This is a genomic window from Methylomonas sp. 11b, assembly GCF_000515215.1.
Classification (GTDB): Bacteria; Pseudomonadota; Gammaproteobacteria; order Methylococcales; family Methylomonadaceae; genus Methylomonas.
On the sequence record NZ_KI911557.1, the window covers coordinates 4,180,008 to 4,197,093 of the forward strand.

The following is a 17,086-nucleotide window of genomic DNA, read 5'->3' on the forward strand; positions in this document are numbered from 1 at the left end:
GGCGGCAGTTTCGGGAGCTCATCGAACAGCGCACTGCGAAAGACGGCTAAGACCTCGCGCAATTGCTGGTCAACCTGTTTGAAGTGTTGGACAAACCCCACGACAAACGCCTGAAAACCCTGGATAAACAGCTAGCCGCCTTCCCTTATGTCAGCGGCAAGCTGTACTTCGAACGCATATTGATGGCGGCCTTCGACCAAGAAATGCGGGACATGAGGCGAAAGGCAAGGCTGCCGTGCATTGTGTGATTGTCGGCTTCGCCTTAAATGACAGAACATACAAAAGGCTTTTTGAGTATGAAAGCCTAACCGCCTCTTGCGACGTTTACCAACCAGAAATCGAATATCGTTATGGCTAAAAAAACCAAATCCGCCTACGTCTGCACCGAATGCGGCGCCGATTTTCCCGGCTGGTCCGGGCAGTGCAATCAATGCGGGGCCTGGAACAGCATTAAGGAAGTGAAGCTGGGTAGCGGTAAAAGCGCGCGCGATAACTCCGGCTATGCCGGCAGCCGCAGCGAAGTGCGTTTGTTGTCGGAAGTCAATCTGGCCCAAGCCGAGCGGATTTCCACCGGTCTGGCCGAGTTCGACCGGGTGCTGGGCGGCGGCATCGTCACCGGTAGCGTGGTGTTAATCGGCGGTGCGCCGGGGGCCGGCAAGAGCACTATCCTGCTGCAAGCCATCGGTCATATTGCCCAGCAACTGCCGGTGTTGTATGTGTCCGGCGAAGAGTCGCTGCAACAGATCGCCGAGCGCGCCCATCGTCTGCAATTGAATACTGCCGGCATCAAGATGTTGGCAGAAACCTCGGTGCAGCAGATTTGCCAAGTCTTGGACGAGGAGCAGCCCAAGGTGGTGATCATCGATTCGATTCAGGTGATGTATACCGCCGACTCCGATTCGGCGCCCGGCTCGGTGTCGCAGGTGCGCGAATCCGCGAGCTATCTGACGCAATACGCCAAACGTACCGGCGTGTCGTTTTTCATGGTCGGCCATGTGACCAAGGATCAATCGCTCGCTGGCCCAATGACCTTGAGCCATATCGTCGATGCGCAGGTGGTGTTGTCGTCCACCGACGATTCACGATTTCGGGTATTGCGCGCCGACAAGAATCGCTTCGGCAGCGTCGGCGAACTGGGTTTCTTTGCTATGGAAAGCAGCGGCTTGAAGGAAGTGAAAAACCCGTCGGCAATGTTTTTGTCGCGGGCAGAAAAGCCGTCGCCCGGCAGCGTGGTGACCGTACTGTGGGAAGGCACCCGCCCGTTGCTCGTGGAGATTCAGGCCCTGGTCACCGAAAGCCAGTACGGCAATCCGCGCCGGCTGGCGGTGGGTTTGGACCAGAACCGGCTGGCCATGTTGCTGGCGGTGTTGTCGCGCCACGGTGGGATATTCACCGGCAACGATGAGATATACGCCAACGTGGTTGGCGGTATAAAGGTATCTGAAACCAGCAGCGACTTGGCGATCATGATAGGCGTGGTGTCCAGTCTGCGTGATCGCATCATTCCTTACGACACGGTGTTCTTTGGTGAGGTAGGTTTGAACGGCGAAATTCGCCCGGTGGCTAATGGACACGCCCGGCTCAACGAAGCGGCTAAGCACGGTTTCAAGCGGGCGATCATACCGAAAAGCAACAAACCCAAGGATGCGGTGAAGAACTTGCAAATACATGCGGTCAGCAATATTCAAGAAGCGTTGGCAGTGCTAGCGGATTTATAATTGCCGCCAATAATCTATGCCTCGTCAGGGAACGATATGAAAAATACAACAGCAGCCGGCAACGGTAAATTTGGCCGCAACGATCCGTGTCCATGCGGCAGCGGCAAGAAATACAAAGCCTGTTGCCTGAAACAAGCCGAAGCGGTCGCCAGATCGGTTCAACCAAGCGTGGACGATGCGTTAAAGCAGGCTTGGCAAGCAGTCGCGCGGCGCGATATGGCCGGTACTCTGCAGGGGTTTCGGCAAGTCTTGGCTATCCAGCCTAACCATGCGGAAGCGCTGGCCGGTCTGGGGCAGGCTCTCTGCTGGCAGCAGCAGCGTCGGGAGGGCTTGGCTTATCTGCAACAGGCCGCCCGCCAACTGGAAATTGACGCCCAGCAAACGCGTAATATCCGTTTTATTCTGGAGCTGGCCGAGCAATTACATCACTGGGGCGATCTGGATACCGCGCTTAAATTGACCGCGTTGGCGGTTAAGCTGGAACCTGATAATCCTGCCGCGCTGAATAATCGGGCGCTTTATTTGACGCGGGTTAACCGATTCTCAGAAGCCTTCCCTTTCGCCAGCAAGGTTTGCGAATTGCGTCCCGACGATCCGGCCTGCAATAACATGTTGGCGGTGCTGGAGGCGCATTTGAACCGTTTGCCGGAAGCCAAACAGCGCTTTCAGAATGTGATAGCCGCCAATCGCAATATGCAGCAGACCGCACGCGCCTGGCAGGAGTTGGTAGGGGTGTTGGATAAGCTGGAAGAATACGAGGCATCGTTTGCGGCTTGCCAACAAGCAAAAGCTTTGTATAAGCAATTACCTGAACTCAGCTCTCTTGATGCCGGACAGATTTTTCGCGCGATTCAATCCAACAAACAGGGGTTTGATCGGGCTTTACTGCTCCGTTGGACGGTAAGCGACTTTGCCGATAGTTTGCCGGCGCCGACGTTTCTACTGGGCTTTTTGCGTTCCGGCACGACGTTGACTGAGCAAGTCCTGGCAGCGCATCCCGATGTGTTTACCTCCGATGAAAATGATCTGATTCATGGCTTGATTCAAGAGCTGCAAAGGTTGAGCGGTTTTCGAGAGGACATTCCAGCCGCTCTCCGCCAGCTGGGTTTGGACGATGCCCGAAAGTTGCGCGCTTACTATTGGCGACGGGTTAGCGAGGAATACGGCGCGGATGCCTTGAATAAACGCTTCATCGACAAAGTGGCGCTGAATAGTATCGATATAGGCCTGATTAGCTGCCTATTTCCGGAGGCCAGGATCATCTTTGCTCTGCGCGATCCGCGCGATGTCTGTCTCAGTTGTTTCCAGCAAGCGTTTAAGCCGTCTAGCGTGACAGTCAATTTGCTGAGCTGGGAAGGTGTGGCCAAGCAATATGCGGCCGTGATGGCGCTGTGGCTTTACATGAAGCCGATGATTCAGCCGCGTTATATGGAATTGCGTTACGAGGATACCGTCAACGATTTCGAAAACAGTTTTCGCCGGGTGTTTGCGTTATTGGATTTGGAATGGGTGGCCGAAGTGAGCGCGTTTCATGAAAAGGCTAAAGGCCGTTACATTGCCACGCCGAGTTTTGCTGCTGTTTCTCAACCGATTTATTCGCGCTCGGTTGCACGTTGGCAGCACTATGCAAGTTTTTACGAACCGGTTTTGCCGATTTTGGCGCCGTATATCGATGCGTTCGGTTACGCATGAATGAAGCGAATGGGAAGGGTAGATTAAGCTTTTGGGCCAAGCGGACTTGGATCGAGCGGATGTAAAAATGGAGCTTCCTTGCCCCCGGTCATCCTTGACCGAAACCGAACTGATTTTTTACTGATTAACCCGGCCCTCAATAACACGTGTATTCAAGGACATCGGGTTAAAATCAGCCTTAAGTTACATAGAAACGCGTCAGACGTTTTCTGCCGTTTTGCGTTTGCCGAAACCGACTAAGCCCGCCATCGCGCTACCGAACAGCCAAACCGCGCCCGGTACGGGTACCGGTGACGCAGCAGCGGAGATGGTGGCGGTATAGGCCAGATTGGCCCCGCCTACCGTGCCGTCGTAACCGCCCAAAATCAGCGTGTAATTACCGGCGGTCAGGAAGCGGGTCAGCGTAGCGGTGGCGGTGGTGCCTTGAGTGGCCGCGAAGGTCCAGGCGCTTGCGTCAACCAAAGCCAGCGTTGTGCCCAGTGGGCTGGCAGCCATGGGGTTCAGTGCGCCGTTGTTCAGGTAGCTTTGATGGCGACTGCTGCTGCCCGCGGTATCCCAGCCGCTCCACAAACCAAAAGCCGGACGCAGATTGGAGCCGTCCGACGATACGGTGATAGTCACTTCCGCGTCGGCATGTAGTTCAAACAAACCGTAATCGGCGGTATGCCCCCAGTTTGTCGCGCCGTCTTTATAAGCTTTGGCGCCCATGCCTATGCCGTGGCCGCTGGCGGTTTGCGAGTTCGCTACGCCGCCGTCGTTGTGGATCATCGCGACCCAGGTGGCGGGCAAATTGCCAATATAGCCTGGATCGCCATCAGACCATGGGCCCGTGGCGGAACCGTCCGGCGGGAAGGTATCGCCGGCAGCCAAATTGTAGGTCACGTGAGCGCTAGCCAAGCCGCTGACTGACATCAGTGCGCCCATGGCGCCTGCTAATACTAGTTTTTTAAAGGGTGAGTTTGCAGTCATTTTGGATCTCTATCGAATGAAATAAATGAGAGTAAGCCTATCGTTAAACAATGCTTGGTGAGGGGATTGCCGTTGTCTGGTGGCAATCCCGCTTGGCAATTAAGCCGCTAGTTGTTGTTTGCGGCGACCGAAACCGATCAAGCCGGCCATGGCGCTGCCGAACAGCCAGACTGCGCCTGGAACAGGCACGGCCGAAGTAGTTACCAATACGTCGTAGGTTACGCCATCGAGTGCGCCGCCACCGTGTGCGCCGACCACCAAGGTATAAAAGCCATTGGTGTGCAGCCCGGGTGTGCCGGTTGCATTCCATTCGGCTTGGTCGAACACAAACGAGTAGAACAAGGTGTCGGAAGTACTGCTCATGCTGGCCGTCCAGATAGCTTCGCCCAAGCTTGAGCCTTGCAGGCCGGTTTCGCCGATTGTGGCAGCCGCGTTACGGTCAGATGTGGAGCTGCTGTCTACATTGCGATACAGGGCAACATCCAATAAACCGTTAAATTGGCTGTAATCGGCGTCGTTTTTCACGGTAATGGTGGTTTTGATATTGCCGGCGCTGGCGCAGTTAGCGCTTGCTGTGTTTGCGCCGCAGCTAATATGAATCAAACCGTAATCCAGTCCCAGGCCGGTTGATGCCGAATTGCCTGCTACCGCCAAGTAAGGATGATCGCCATCAGCGGGCAGATCAGCCATGATGGTGCCCCAGGTAGCGGCGTTGGTGCCGCCGTTTTTGTCCGAGTAAGCTTTCCACAAGCTACCGATAGTGTTGGTGCCGAAGCTAGGGTTTGAGCTAATAAGGTTTGCTGTCAAGGCGCCAGTGTTGTCTGTAGCGCTTGAGCCGGTATGCAATTCGCGCTTGGTGAAACCGGTAGCGGTTGTGTGCTGACCGGAGTACCACATATAAGGTAGGTTACCTGCTACTTCTGTGGCTGTCTCAGCCGCTGTACCTGTGCCAGGGATCAAGGTATTCGCGCTTAAATCGCCCACTGTATAAACGTTGGTACCGTTCGCGATTCTATTGGTGCCGTTAGAGTTGGCGGAAACACCGTCGGTGCCGTTGATGCTGTTGGCGATGCCGAAGCCGATTGCTGAGTTACCCGAGGCTACTGTACCCGCGCCGGTCAGATTGTAGTAAGAATGTGCAAACGCTTGGCCTGAAACGCCCGCTAGGCCAGCTGTCAAAATAGCTGCTATAGCCGTTTTATGAAAGATCATGATCGTCCTCTTTGTTATTGGAATTAAAGGTAACAGCGAAACTGACAAAACTTGACCAATTGCATCGAGCCAAATTTTGCCCTCGCCCATGGCGCGCATGGGGGCAATCCGGCCTTCTTTAAATCGTTTTATAAGAACCGTGATTTTCCGGCCCCGCCTCACGACGGGTGTGGCAATTCTTGCTTTCAGAGATTTGCTAATTACGCCAGCGGCAGACATGGCAGGGATAGAGACCTACTAACCGCTTTTCGGAAAGCAAACCACGAAGCAAGTACACTAGTTGAAGCGAATAGTGGGCCAACTTAATAAAATATATAAATTTCATTGCATTACTGCTTATTTTGCCTGGGATGGCGTGAGTGAGCGGCGAGCGAAACTCAGCGAAATAGCTCAGACGCTTGCTTCATATAACACAGTTCAATTATTGGGGAATATTCCGGGGTTGGCGCTGAAGCTTGTTTTGGTGGATTTGATCAGGAATTTCTTTATTTTCTAGTCGTTTATTGTTAGGTTGTTGCGCCGCTAATTGGGTTGGCACGAGATTTTTCAGTGGAGAGATGTATGCAAAAAACCGATAAAACCCCGTTGTGGGTGTTCTTGGCCCTGTCCAGTATAGAAACCCGCAAAGGTGCGTTACTGTTGATCTGGAGTAGTATTGTTTTTACTCTGTACTGTGTGCCTTGGCCACTCTATTTCGATGGCAACGGCTGGGTTGCCAAATTATTTTTAATCGACGATTGGGAATGGTTTGCGATGATGCTGCCCATGACCTTCTGGTATTGGCTGAGCATGAGGTGGGTGGATAAAAACGGCGGCTGGCGTTTGGCCGGTGCGTGATATGCCGCATTATTTTTTGGGGCATGATTCGTCAGACCTTGTTGTTTGCTCCGGAAAGATTAGCGCGTAGATTTTCTTTCGATCTTTTAAGCGGCTAGCTTAATTCCGTATTTGCCAAGGCGCGTAGGGGTTTATATCGGGCGAGCAAACGGGGTTAAGGTTTTGCTACCAAAAATCGATTGTGAATACTCAGGTGGCCACCATCCAAGTTTGGTTGGCTTTCCACCTTATTAAGCGAGCGGCGGTAGTATATCGCTGCGGTGCTTTCTTCAATTTAGTGTTGTTTCTATGCTTTCACACATTCTGCCCAAAGCCGAAATCTCCATTCGCGAAAACCTGCGTTGGTTATACATTCTTAGAAATTTGATGCTGTTTGCCGTCACGGTAGCGGTATTTATCGCGGTGAACGGTTTGGGTATCAATTTGCCGCAAAATCAGTTGTGGCTGGCGATTTTTGCGATTTCCATACTCAATCTATACACCTGGCTGCGACTGAGAACGCCGGAAGAAGTAACCGAGCACGAGATTTTTTCGCAAATATGCATGGATGTGTTGGCGCTGGCCTATTTGCTTTATCTCACTGGCGGCGCGTCAAACCCGATTATTTGGGTGTTTCTTTTACCTTTAATTGTTACCGCTATCATGCTACCGCAGGCTTATGCCTGGAATATGGTAATCATTACGTCCTGCGTCTATACCGTGCTGATTGCCTACAACGTACCCTTGCCGGCCGTGGAGCCGCATATGGCGCATCCGGCAATGGCGGAGATGACGCCGGAAATGAGTCTGCAAATGCATTTGATGAACGACAGGCGGTATTTCAATCTGCATGTATTTGGTATGTGGTTTGGTTTTGTGTTTAGCGCCGGCTTGGTGGCTTTTTTCGTAGTCGAACTGTCCAAAACCTTGAAAGAACGTGAGCGAAATTTAGCGGATGCCCGCGAGAGTGCGCTACGCGACGAACGAGTTGTATCCCTGGGCACCTTGGCGGCTAGTGCCGCGCACGATATGGGCACACCGTTGGGGACGATTGCCATTTTGACGCATGAAATGGCGGAAGAGTTGTCGGAGCATCGTTACCCGGATATGCACCAGAAACTGGTGATTGTTCAGCAGCAGATTGATCGCTGCAAACAAGCCTTGTCGGTGATGTCGGCCTCCGCCGGCGAGATGCGGGCGGAATCCGGCAAGGTGATGCTGGTGAGCGAGTATATCGATGAAGTATTGGGCCAGTGGCGCACGCATAAAGCCGCTACCCGGCTGAAACTATTTATTTCGCCGAATGTGGATATGGATGCGCGCGTGATTGCGGAACGTACCGTGACTCACTCTATCATCAATATTCTAAATAACGCAGCTGAGGCATCGCCGGTCGATGCGGGCATCGAGTTTCATGTGGAATGGGATGAAGAAACACTAAACTTGAAAATCAGGGATTTCGGTCCAGGTTTGCCCGCTGAATTTATCGAGTTTGCCGGGCATCAACCGGTCAAGAGCAATAAGCAAGGCATGGGGGTTGGCTTGTTTTTGACTTATACCACTATCAAGCGGCTCGGCGGTAAAATACAGTTCAGTAATTTAGAGTCGGGCGGCGCCTGCGTCGAAATCAGTTTGCCGCTATTAGCTAAGGAGAGTATGCATGAACCAATTACCTATGGATAAGCCCAATTTATTGCTGGTCGATGATGACGTCACCTTTTGTTCGGTGCTGAAGCCGGCGTTGGAAAAGCGCAATTTTCAAGTGACTGTCGCCAATGATGTCGATACGGCAATGAAACTGGCGGAACAAACCGAGCCCGAATATGCGGTAATCGACTTACGAATCGGTTTTGACTCCGGGCTGGAAATGGTCAAAAAATTGATTTCCTTGGATGACAATACCCAAATCGTCATGTTGACCGGCTTTGCCAGTATAGCCACAGCTGTAGAGGCTATAAAATTAGGTGCTATCCATTATCTGACCAAGCCGGCGAATGCCGATGAGATTGTTAGTGCCTTATACAAAAACGAAGGCGATGCGTCGGTAGCTATCAGTGACAATCCGCTATCGGTAAAGCGCTTGGAGTGGGAGCACTTGCAAAAAGTGCTGATGCAGCACGACGGTAACATCTCAGCCGCCGCCAGAGCATTAAATATGCACAGAAGAACCTTGCAAAGAAAGCTGGAAAAAAGGCCGGTAAAAGAGTAAAGGACCGGCATTATTTAGGAAGGGAAAGCATTGTTTTTGTATTTATTACAATTAGTCGTTGCAAAGCTAATATTTCTGAGTATAATGGGCGGCTCATTCAGGGGTCGTTAGCTCAGCCGGTAGAGCACCGCACTTTTAATGCGATGGTCGTGCGTTCGAATCGCACACGACCCACCATCGAATGACTAGTAAAATCAAGCAGTTATCGTTAATTCGATACCTGCTTTTTTTATGCCTGAAATTTGGCTTGCGTGAATTTTGCGTGACTTGATTTCACGCATCACCGGCTCAATTCGTCAGCATCACAACACCCATTGCGCGAATAGCGAAAGCACAGCTGTTTAACACGACCAGTTCAGCCACAATGCTGTAAAGTCAGATAGCGGGTACACTTTGTGTCAGATAACCGTTGGGGTGGGAAACGCCGTGCTCATACTGCATTGCACAAAAAAACTGCAAAGCTTTTTAAAGATCGGCAAAACCAGCCTTGTTGACGCGAATCCGCAAACTGAGGACTTGGGGTCTTGGCATCTGAATATCATCGAACTGGATCGGCATTTGTGCGTGATTGCTGCCAACGACCAGACCTTGTTCAATTTTCTGATCGTCGATCTACCCCGCATGAATACCAATCAGTTCGTTGAGTTGTTCAAGTCCTTCTTGGGCTGCATTTTGGCGGAAGAAGGATTCAACCAAGATTGGATTGCCGAACAGATGACCAGATTTAATGAGGTAGGCTTTGCCAATACCAACAGTCGGCAAATCCTGGGCTGCCTGAACGAGTTGTCATTTATGTACAGCTATCATATTGAAGATGAAGGCGGCGTCCATACACCAATGCTGCCAGAAATAATCAAGAAACTAAATCGGGTCATCCTAGGGCCAATCAAGGGCCATCCTATTGATGGTGTATATGCTCTGTATGCGAAAGGACGACCAGACCATAATTCCACAGAACGAACTCAGTAGGACTGTTAGCCGCGAATGGGAATAAATCCGCAGTTATGCAGTAGTGATATGCGCTTATGCCCCCTAAAACAAAACTCATCCTCAAAAGCGTGGCAAGTTAACGGTTGTCAATTGAGGCAAGATATTCGGGAAAAATAGCGCTACATATGGCGGTTTCGGCCAGGAGCTGACATTGGAATTTAGGAAGATAAAAACTTGTTTGAATCTGGGATTGATATAATTTGCTTTATTTGAAATCCGTCTCCATTTCTATCAGGACCAATTTCTGCCTCTAAAAAATCTCCCTCTTGAATTTTGTTTCTTAAATCTTGTGAAAAAACTGATATATGAAAATACGCAGTACGATCTTTATCCGTTAGCTGTACAAACCCATAACCACGGTCACGAAATAGTCTTACAATGCGGCATTTAACTACCTCAATTTGGCTAGCATCAGTTTCAATATCATGTATTTTTGAAACATAAATACCCTTTTTACCACGCGCCAAATCACATAGAATACTATCTCCGTCTTTAAGGGCTTCCACGCCAAATTTTTGTAGTTTTTCTGAGTGAACAAATATTTTAGAATCTAAGCCTTCAACTTCTATGAAACCAAAGCCTTTTGAACAGTCATAAAATTCAACGGTGGCTAAAACGTCCTCTTTAAAAACCCCCTCCCTATATTCATCGCCGTAAAAAGCAACTAAGTCATTATCTTGAGTTGGATGAGTATGTACAAATTTATCTAAGTTACTCGTAAGTTCTTTTTGGCAATCATATTGTGTAGATGGATATTCAATAGATATAAACTGCTTATCCTCTTGAATTAAATAAGCAAGAAATGTACTCTTTATCGTAATTAGCTTATCAGAAAATGATGCGTTTGATTTGTAGCAACTACGTAGCTTTAAAGCAATATCTTGATCTGATATAGCTGTTGTTAAAGCCATTTGATAGAAAAAGACACTATTATGAGACGCGAGCCTAAGATGCGCCATACCTTTATAAGATATTGATATTTTTTGATTATTTGACAAATCACGGTTTGAGACATCATAAGGTTCTATTAAACCAGCCTCCAACAATGAGATAAGTGCCTTGTCTACTGCAACCTCTGGACAGCCAATAGCATCAAAATAATCTACAATAGATTGTATACCTAAGTGTTTTTCTTCTACTGTTCTACCGCTATTATGTATAGATTCTAAAAGTGATAGTATTCTTAAATTTATCAGGGGTGACTGTCTTACATCGCTATCAACTTGGAAAATTGGATAAATCTCATGATTGTCACCTTGCTTGTACGCTTCATAGTCTCCTTTTATTAGAGCATCCATAAATCTAGTAAAATTGGTAGTTACAATGTCACCACTTACATACGACTTGATAATATCTTCAATTTTTATAACAGGTGATGTAATCACCCTTTGAGAAAGTAAGAGGGTTCTGCGAATATTGTAGTTTGTTAATTCACCGATTGTTTTTGAAGTATAGTCATGATCAACAAAAATGTTCTCCAAGACATGGGCAAAACTGCCTAAATTCTCAATTGAAATTTTTATGCCTCTACTTGAAAAATAGCCTCCCTTTTCTTTTTTATCGACTTTATCGTTCGAAAGCTTTTGTTTTAGAAAGTTAATTCGTTTCCTAAAAACCTCCCTAGGTGACGGAGTAGGCAAAAAGAAGGATCTAGATTTGTAAATTCCATAAATATCTGTTTTAGAAAAAGACCACGCGGATTTATCTGTAACTGGAAAAATCAACAGACAGTGATTGGCGTGCCTCCTTAGGGCTTGGGAAAACTGGAAAAACTTTTGTTTATATTCGTTTGAAAATTCATCCGTGTTATCTACTACAATAATTGGCAGCATTTTTCTATTGTTAACTGCGTCGGAAAGGATGCGTTTAAGGTAGCCCTCACGATCACTTTCAACTCTTTCACTAAGAAACTCTCCAAATTTTACCTTAAATTGATCTTTGTCCTTTTCATAAAGCACCGCATCTACACCCGTACTTCGTCTTTTATACTCCCGGTGATAAAGACCTAATAAATCATTCCAACTTGGAAAACCTTCTTCATAAACCCCTTTCTCCAAAGCTGAAATTAGGCTTTCAGTTAGCCATTCTAATGCAGTATCTTCTCTCCCAGTCGCATCCAAGCAATTTACACCCACAACTATACATCTTCGCCTTACTGCATCAGGCAAGGTCTTGCGAAAGAAGCGATCAAGAAATGTAGTCTTACCCGCTCCTGTAGGACCTACAATAAAAACAGTCTGCCCGGTTTCATAATGTGGGTCTTCTACCTCAATATTTGATGTAATTAAATTTATCAGTTCAGAATCTACGTTTTTATCTAATGGTGTAATATTGCCTAGAACGCTAGTTGTCATCTTCTCAAGAGAAAAATCAGCTATCCTACTTTCACGTGTTTCAACAAAACACTCGATCAATAAGTCTTCATCATCATCACCTGTAAGTCTAGAAAAGAAATTCGTAAAAACCCTATCCAAATCAAAAGCAATATCGGATTTTTGAATAATTTTAATTTCAGATTCCTCCAAAGGTGCCATGAGTACTTGCTTCAGTAATAATCTATTATTGTGAATCTGATCAAAAATAGAGTTATATACTCTTTTTTTGAATTGCTGCTTTGATAGCAAATCAAAGAAATGTGAAAAATCGGAAATAACTGCTTCCAAACTAGGGAATACAATAGCCTCTTTGGTCTTAAAATTTTCTCCAGGAATAAAAGTTTTAAATATTATCCATGTAATACCATCTGTTAAAACTGTAATTGGAATACCGTTAGCCAGAGAATAGCTTGCCGCTTGATCAATACCACTCATTGCCTCTTTCAAGCTTGATCCTGAAATTTTAAGATGACGAACTTGGTTTTTTTCCGCTGTTCTAATTTCAAAAATACCTAGGCGCTTTGCTTCAATGAGTAAAACCGGTTTTTGATTATCTATAAGTATGTAATCAGAGAAACCACTCTCATGGTGGTTTTCTGCTCTAAAATCAGTATATGGCCAATCTAAACATTCGTTCAATATCCTATTGATTATTTGAATCTTTGCATCTTCTTCACTTTTGATTTTATCAAAATTCTTTATTACATCATTTTGTATCTCAATAGCTTTTCTTTCAGCATCATCTAACGTTATCATTGCAATGATCCATGTTCCATGTTCCATTAATAGGTTATTCATCATAGCTCAATATGATGCTATACAAAATCGTCAGAGTCCGGTTTGGGTCGAAATTTGCTTATGAAGGGCTGAAGTTGATGTCCCAGATAATCAATTATTCCTTGCAGGCTGCGAGTCGTTGGCGTAGTTCAAGATTATTGGTCGTCGTTGTTCACAATTGCTTGCCCCGTCGGTTTAGTTTGGAAAAACGGCTTGCAGCAGTGCGGGCAATAGATCACCCGCCTTACCGCGTAGATTAAAGTGAGCTTTGGCATCCAGATTGGTTTTATCCGGATTGAGTTGAATCACCTGGGCACCGGCATTGAGGGCAACGAGTGGCAAACTGGCCGCCGGATAAACCAACGCCGATGTGCCGATGCTCATCAATACGTCGCAATGCTGAGCCGCATCTTCGGCAGCGTGCCAACTGTCTAAGGGCAACGATTCACCGAACCACACTACGCCGGGACGAATGTAATCAGCGCAAGCCGGACAGCGAGGCGGTTCAACCCGCTTTGATTCAGATAGGCTTGTTGGTGTAGCGTTCAATGCAAACGGCGTGGCACAGACAATGCAATGCGCCGTATGTAAACTGCCGTGCAGATGGATGACGGACTGACTACCGGCGCGCTCATGCAAGTCATCGACATTTTGGGTAATCAGCGTTAGCTTCGGGACCAGTTGCTGACACTGTGCAATTGCCCGATGTGCCGGATTCGGTAACGATTGCATGACCTTGGCGCGACGCCATTCATACCAACCCCAGACTAACGCAGGATCAGCACGAAAACCGTTCTCACTGGCTAATTGGTGGGGATCGTATCGCGCCCACAGTCCGGTCATGGCATCGCGAAACGTCGGAATACCCGATTCAGCGGACACCCCGGCGCCGGTCAAAATAACCAGATGCTTGGCATCGTGTAGGGTTTGGATTAAGCGGTCGTTGAACATTAGAGATTTCCTTAGCGTGTTAGGGTTATAAAATTCGGCTGTTGAGCCGTTTGCAAAGACGTAGTAGTTGTGGTCGGCTGACCGCATCGAAAGCACTGTATGGCGGTGCTAATCGATTCGGTCACTATCAGATCAGGATTGCAGTTCTAATCTTCATATGATCCGCCCTAGCGGGGTTTACCGGAGCTCCTTTTCAGGATCGTCAGACTAATGCCTTCTTCCGAGGCGCAAACCCGTTCGACGGCGTTAATCAACTCCTGAATTTCCGCACCCGAATAGTGGGTGGTAATGTCGCCTGACTTATGGTGCAACAATACTTTCCGGGTTTCCAGACTCACCCCGGCCGAGCGCAAGCGCCGGCCAAAGGTATGCTTCAGGTTATGCGGCCCTTTGTTGTACGAGCCATCCACCGGCAATCCGGCTTTCTGCCAAGCCTTTTTCCATGAAGTGGTATGAATATTACCGATTCGGCGGCCCTCATAAGGAAACACATAAACCGGGTGCAAGCCCCGCTGCGCTGCGATGACCGAGCGCGCGACTTGATTCAGCACCACGATCTGATCCTCCTTGTTCTTTTCGCCTCGCCAAATCCCATCCTCATACTCAATCCGTTTACCGGGCGTAATAAAGATCGAGGTATTCAGTTCCGGCACGTTGACTTCCCAGTCCCAGCGTAACCAGCAGACGCCTTGTTCCCGTAAGCCCGTGTTAACTTTGAACAGCGCCATGCAGCGCAGATGCTCAGGCAGCAGCGCAAAGAAGCGTTCTTGCTCCTGCCAGTTCAGCGGATAGGGTTCCGCACCGTCTTCCCAGTCGGGTAACTCTAATAACGGTGCCGTATCGATCCAGGGTTTATTGTGCTCGTCACGCCAGGCGCGGGCCGCCAAGGATAAAATCCGCCGTAGCACCGCCAATTCACGGGAAATGGTTTTGCTTTTAACCCCGTCCGCCTTACGCGCCTCGATAAACGCTTGCAACGTCCCCATGTGCACATGGGTAATGTCCATATCGCCGATATGCGGCTCCAGTTTTTTCAGGCAATACGCATCCCGCGCCAGACTGCGCTTATCGGTTTCGTTTAAATACTTAGTGGCCGCGTCGCGAAAGGTGCGTACGGGTCTTGCGCCGTAAACCGACACCTGCCGCAGGTCATCTATGATTTTGGCGAGGTACCGTTGGGCTTCTTCGAGGTCGCCTGTACCAGTGCTTTCGCAAATGCGTTTGCCTTTGATGACTTTGTCGATGTGCCAACAGTCGCCCCGTTTGACGAGGCCAGGGATTTTCTTTGCCATGTTTCTTTCTCCAGTTTTTGGTTACCCGGCGTACCGACACGACGCACGTAATCGTCGGCCCAGGCATCTAATTCAATGCGATCAAAGGCAATACCTTGCGTACCGATTTTGATTTCGGTGAGCGCCGGTCTGACCTCTGCGTTAAAGCGGTTTTTGTCCATACCGAGATAAAACGGCGCATCGCGAATGCGGATAAATCTCGGCACAAATGGCAGTTGTGAATGGGTATTTGCGGACATGATTGGCACCACGGTTTGTTGAGGTGCAACTCATTTACAGTTTTGAAAATCGCGGTTTTTCCCGCGTTTTTGCGGTGTTTTTTGCAGTGTGTTTTTTTCGCAAAAAAATGCGCGCATTTTTCACTGCGTAGTAATCGTTAGTTTTTGGTGTCCTTTTTGGTTAAAAAAAATCTGAAAAAACGGCATCGGTATTGCCGAGTTTGTTATCTTTGCAAGATGGTTTTCTGTATGAACCTTGTCGGAAAAAACGCGAAGGCATGACTTGCAACGTGACTAAAAATCCTTGGCCCATTTCTCCCAAAATCCCGGCTCGTCGTGATGAGCATTCCGCATAGCGATGTCTAACGGCAGATAGAAAAATCGTTGGTTAGGATCGCGCATCGAACCATCGGGATATTCCAAGTGATCACGTAAATGGCGATACAGTGGATCGTCATCGTCCATCGGCAAATCGACATAGATCTGGCCGAGATAGGCACCGAAACCACAGCCTGAGGCTATCGGCGCGCTAGGCTGCCAGGCGATGCCGTGTTGTTGCAGCCAGTCTAAAAATGCTTGGCGTTTGTTATCGGCTTCATAGTCGTAAACAGACGAGTCTGCGAAGTCCGATTGCGGATGAAATTCCAGATACAACACCGCCCGTTGTTTTTGGCGAGCAATGGCATCGATGTGTTCAATTAGTACAGGCATAAATAATCCTCCAGATAACAGAGATAATTCGGTGAGGTGATTTAAACGCACAGCATCCTGCTCATCGGGCGCGGCATACCGGCATCGTTGATTGAGTGACAGTTTTTAATAACGCGGTTGGGCTGTGCCAACCAGCAGCGTGCTGTTAGCTTGTTACAAGCGAAAATTCGCCATGGCTTGTCGTTGCGTTTTCACTGTGCGGCGGTCATACAAGGCCGTGGTTTGCAAATGCTCATGGCCGGCCAATTGCCGGGTGGTGTTAAAGTCCACCCCTTGTTCCAACAGCTTGCTGATAAACGTGCGACGTAAGTCGTGCGGTGTACAAGGCTTGAGCTTCGCCTGCCGGCAACGCCGCTTGAGCAGCGCATACACTTGATGGGCGTTGATTGGTTCGGTCGGTAAACAACCCAGACTCCCTCGCTGTTGCTGGACATGATCTTGATCAGAACAGCGCTGGGTTTTCGCCAATTGGCAAAACAACGGCCCCGGCACGCCTCCGCGTTGATGCAACCAGCGCTTTAAAGCCTGCCTGGCCTGGGCCGGCAGCTGCAATTCTCGCGGCTTCTGCCCTTTACCTTCACGAATCAGCAGCAAGCCGTTGCGGGGCACATAATCGTTGACACAGAGACTAACGACCTCACTGCGCCGCAGGCCGGCAAACACCAACAAGGTCAGGATCGCCGCATCGCGTTGGCCGACCAGAGCGGCTTTGTCTTGTTCGCAAATAGCTAATAGCCGGTGGATTTCCCGTGTCGCCAGCTGACGACCGGCTGGCAGCACTTTACCGCGCACACTGTTTAGCGCCTGAATCCGTTGCCAGTCCTCCGCCGGATAGTCACCCAGCAAAAAGCCGGCTTTCAACACCCCGCGTATCGCCGCCAGGCAGGTATTCACGGTATTGATCGACAAATCCGCCTGACGTAACGCCGACCGTAACTGCATCAGCTGCTGATAACGTAACGACAGCCAGGGCATGTCCTCCACTGTCCCTGACCAAGCCAACAACCGACCCGCGCGTTGTAACAAGGACCGCATCGAACGGCGACCGCTGGGTGCCAGATTATCGAGATACACCATCAGCGCGACACGACTGCGGACTGCATGATCATGTGTCAGGGGTAATGACGAGTCGTTGGTCATACCGCAGCCTCCTCGT

The 17,086-nt window shown here is 48.9% G+C and carries 15 protein-coding genes, 1 tRNA gene and 1 riboswitch; of the genes, 8 read left to right on the plus strand and 8 right to left on the minus strand.

What is annotated here, in order from left to right:
* The first annotated feature begins 62 nt into the window (after positions 1–62).
* From METH11B_RS0120105 to METH11B_RS27990, 3 genes are all read left to right on the plus strand, one after another.
* Positions 63–248: a hypothetical protein gene (locus tag METH11B_RS0120105; protein ID WP_026603558.1), complete on the plus strand. Its 186-nt coding sequence runs from the start codon at positions 63–65 to the stop codon at positions 246–248.
* Positions 249–350: 102 nt separating this feature from the next.
* Entirely contained in the window at positions 351–1,718 is a 1,368-nt protein-coding gene (gene radA, locus METH11B_RS0120110) for a DNA repair protein RadA (protein ID WP_020483080.1), read from the plus strand.
* A gap of 36 nt (positions 1,719–1,754) precedes the next feature.
* The gene (locus METH11B_RS27990; protein WP_026603559.1) at positions 1,755–3,410 is read left to right on the plus strand and encodes a tetratricopeptide repeat-containing sulfotransferase family protein; all 1,656 of its coding nucleotides are present in this window, start codon (positions 1,755–1,757) and stop codon (positions 3,408–3,410) included.
* A 198-nt stretch (positions 3,411–3,608) separates the two neighbouring features.
* On the opposite strand, the gene METH11B_RS0120120 is transcribed toward METH11B_RS27990, so the two are convergent.
* Both METH11B_RS0120120 and METH11B_RS29835 read right to left on the minus strand, forming a co-directional pair.
* Complete coding sequence (locus METH11B_RS0120120; protein ID WP_155931150.1) at positions 3,609–4,379, minus strand: hypothetical protein; 771 nt, start codon at positions 4,377–4,379, stop codon at positions 3,609–3,611.
* A gap of 99 nt (positions 4,380–4,478) precedes the next feature.
* Positions 4,479–5,591, minus strand: a complete 1,113-nt coding sequence (locus METH11B_RS29835; protein WP_231499646.1) for a hypothetical protein — start codon at positions 5,589–5,591, stop codon at positions 4,479–4,481.
* 99 nt (positions 5,592–5,690) lie between these two features.
* A riboswitch (cyclic di-GMP riboswitch) is annotated at positions 5,691–5,775 on the minus strand.
* Between the two features lie 377 nt (positions 5,776–6,152).
* Here METH11B_RS29835 and METH11B_RS0120135 point away from each other — a divergent pair.
* The 5 genes from METH11B_RS0120135 to METH11B_RS0120155 all read left to right on the plus strand — a co-directional run bounded on the left by METH11B_RS0120135 (position 6,153) and on the right by METH11B_RS0120155 (position 9,585).
* The gene (locus METH11B_RS0120135) at positions 6,153–6,428 is read left to right on the plus strand and encodes a hypothetical protein (protein ID WP_020483075.1); all 276 of its coding nucleotides are present in this window, start codon (positions 6,153–6,155) and stop codon (positions 6,426–6,428) included.
* A 288-nt stretch (positions 6,429–6,716) separates the two neighbouring features.
* On the plus strand, positions 6,717–8,090 hold the full coding sequence (locus METH11B_RS0120140; RefSeq protein WP_026603561.1) for an ATP-binding protein: 1,374 nt from the start codon (positions 6,717–6,719) through the stop codon (positions 8,088–8,090).
* A complete protein-coding gene (locus tag METH11B_RS0120145) occupies positions 8,068–8,616 on the plus strand; it encodes a response regulator transcription factor (protein WP_026603562.1) in 549 nt (182 codons plus the stop codon). Before METH11B_RS0120140 ends, METH11B_RS0120145 begins: the two co-directional genes overlap by 23 nt.
* A 101-nt stretch (positions 8,617–8,717) precedes the next feature.
* A tRNA-Lys gene (locus METH11B_RS0120150) sits at positions 8,718–8,793 on the plus strand.
* Between the two features lie 249 nt (positions 8,794–9,042).
* Positions 9,043–9,585, plus strand: a complete 543-nt coding sequence (locus tag METH11B_RS0120155; RefSeq protein WP_026603563.1) for a DUF6933 domain-containing protein — start codon at positions 9,043–9,045, stop codon at positions 9,583–9,585.
* A 179-nt stretch (positions 9,586–9,764) separates the two neighbouring features.
* Here METH11B_RS0120155 and METH11B_RS0120160 read toward each other — a convergent pair whose 3' ends face one another.
* From METH11B_RS0120160 to METH11B_RS0120185, 6 genes are all read right to left on the minus strand, one after another.
* Positions 9,765–12,779: a cold shock domain-containing protein gene (locus tag METH11B_RS0120160; RefSeq protein ID WP_231499647.1), complete on the minus strand. Its 3,015-nt coding sequence runs from the start codon at positions 12,777–12,779 to the stop codon at positions 9,765–9,767.
* Positions 12,780–12,953: 174 nt separating this feature from the next.
* Complete coding sequence (locus METH11B_RS0120165; protein WP_026603565.1) at positions 12,954–13,709, minus strand: SIR2 family NAD-dependent protein deacylase; 756 nt, start codon at positions 13,707–13,709, stop codon at positions 12,954–12,956.
* 167 nt (positions 13,710–13,876) lie between these two features.
* On the minus strand, positions 13,877–14,848 hold the full coding sequence (locus METH11B_RS27060; protein WP_081733843.1) for a tyrosine-type recombinase/integrase: 972 nt from the start codon (positions 14,846–14,848) through the stop codon (positions 13,877–13,879).
* A gap of 14 nt (positions 14,849–14,862) precedes the next feature.
* The gene (locus METH11B_RS29570; protein WP_036276260.1) at positions 14,863–15,240 is read right to left on the minus strand and encodes a hypothetical protein; all 378 of its coding nucleotides are present in this window, start codon (positions 15,238–15,240) and stop codon (positions 14,863–14,865) included.
* A 273-nt stretch (positions 15,241–15,513) separates the two neighbouring features.
* Positions 15,514–15,930, minus strand: a complete 417-nt coding sequence (locus METH11B_RS0120180; RefSeq protein WP_026603567.1) for a hypothetical protein — start codon at positions 15,928–15,930, stop codon at positions 15,514–15,516.
* Between the two features lie 153 nt (positions 15,931–16,083).
* Complete coding sequence (locus tag METH11B_RS0120185; RefSeq protein ID WP_026603568.1) at positions 16,084–17,070, minus strand: tyrosine-type recombinase/integrase; 987 nt, start codon at positions 17,068–17,070, stop codon at positions 16,084–16,086.
* Positions 17,071–17,086 lie beyond the last annotated feature (16 nt).

Excerpts from the sequence above, each read along its gene's own strand:
- radA (WP_020483080.1), top strand. The coding sequence starts at position 351 with ATGGCTAAAAAAACCAAATCCGCCTACGTCTGCACCGAATGCGGCGCC.
- METH11B_RS27990 (WP_026603559.1), top strand. The coding sequence starts at position 1,755 with ATGAAAAATACAACAGCAGCCGGCAACGGTAAATTTGGCCGCAACGAT.
- METH11B_RS0120120 (WP_155931150.1), bottom strand. The coding sequence starts at position 4,379 with ATGACTGCAAACTCACCCTTTAAAAAACTAGTATTAGCAGGCGCCATG.
- METH11B_RS29835 (WP_231499646.1), bottom strand. The coding sequence starts at position 5,591 with ATGATCTTTCATAAAACGGCTATAGCAGCTATTTTGACAGCTGGCCTA.
- METH11B_RS0120135 (WP_020483075.1), top strand. The coding sequence starts at position 6,153 with ATGCAAAAAACCGATAAAACCCCGTTGTGGGTGTTCTTGGCCCTGTCC.
- METH11B_RS0120140 (WP_026603561.1), top strand. The coding sequence starts at position 6,717 with ATGCTTTCACACATTCTGCCCAAAGCCGAAATCTCCATTCGCGAAAAC.
- METH11B_RS0120145 (WP_026603562.1), top strand. The coding sequence starts at position 8,068 with ATGAACCAATTACCTATGGATAAGCCCAATTTATTGCTGGTCGATGAT.
- METH11B_RS0120160 (WP_231499647.1), bottom strand. The coding sequence starts at position 12,779 with ATGAATAACCTATTAATGGAACATGGAACATGGATCATTGCAATGATA.
- METH11B_RS0120165 (WP_026603565.1), bottom strand. The coding sequence starts at position 13,709 with ATGTTCAACGACCGCTTAATCCAAACCCTACACGATGCCAAGCATCTG.
- METH11B_RS29570 (WP_036276260.1), bottom strand. The coding sequence starts at position 15,240 with ATGTCCGCAAATACCCATTCACAACTGCCATTTGTGCCGAGATTTATC.
- METH11B_RS0120180 (WP_026603567.1), bottom strand. The coding sequence starts at position 15,930 with ATGCCTGTACTAATTGAACACATCGATGCCATTGCTCGCCAAAAACAA.
- METH11B_RS0120185 (WP_026603568.1), bottom strand. The coding sequence starts at position 17,070 with ATGACCAACGACTCGTCATTACCCCTGACACATGATCATGCAGTCCGC.